Genomic DNA, 604 nt, shown 5'->3' with positions numbered 1-604 from the left:
GGAGAAGTGCTGAGCCTGAAGGAACGTGATTATGTACGCGCGGCCTATTCGATCGGCACGCCCAATTCCACGATCATATTTCGCCACCTGCTGCCGAACGTTCTTTCCACCGTCATCGTAGTTTCCACCCTCAGCGTCGGATCGGCCATCATTTCCGAGTCTTCCCTGAGCTTCCTCGGTCTCGGCATCCAGCCGCCGGATGTGTCGTGGGGCTACATGTTGAGCGAGGGGCAGACGCATCTGTCTACGAGCTGGTGGATCGCGACCTTCCCGGGGATCGCTATCAGCCTCACCGTTATCGGCTTCATTTTCCTTGGCGACTGGCTGCGCGACGCCACCGATCCGCGCCTGCAAGGGAGAGCATAATGACCGCAATTCCTGTCCAGCCTCTGCGCTCTGATACATCCACACTGCTGCAGGTCCGCAATCTTACGACGCGCTTTCACCTCCACAAGACGCAGATCACTGCCGTCGATGGGATCTCGTTTGACCTGAAACGCGGTGAAGTCGTCGCGATCGTTGGCGAATCCGGATGCGGCAAGAGCATCACCGCTTTTTCGATCATGGGATTGCTCAGTCCACCGGGTCGCGTGGACAGTGGTGA

The 604-nt window shown here is 58.3% G+C and carries 2 protein-coding genes; both read left to right on the top strand.

Annotated features, from left to right (window positions below; genetic code table 11):
• Nucleotides 1-366, top strand: a 366-nt coding sequence (locus ACFHWW_RS34105) for an ABC transporter permease (protein WP_379943795.1), incomplete at its 5' end; no start/stop codon positions are given.
• The coding region (locus tag ACFHWW_RS34100; RefSeq protein ID WP_379943793.1) for an ATP-binding cassette domain-containing protein at nt 366-604 on the top strand (239 nt) is incomplete at its 3' end. The genes ACFHWW_RS34105 and ACFHWW_RS34100, both read left to right, overlap by 1 nt.

Origin of the sequence: Sinorhizobium sp. P24N7 (assembly GCF_042436655.1) — a bacterium.
GTDB lineage: Bacteria > Pseudomonadota > Alphaproteobacteria > Rhizobiales > Rhizobiaceae > Sinorhizobium > Sinorhizobium meliloti_A.
The sequence above is the reverse complement of the archived record's forward strand: the minus strand, read 5'-3'. Positions and strand labels throughout refer to the sequence as shown.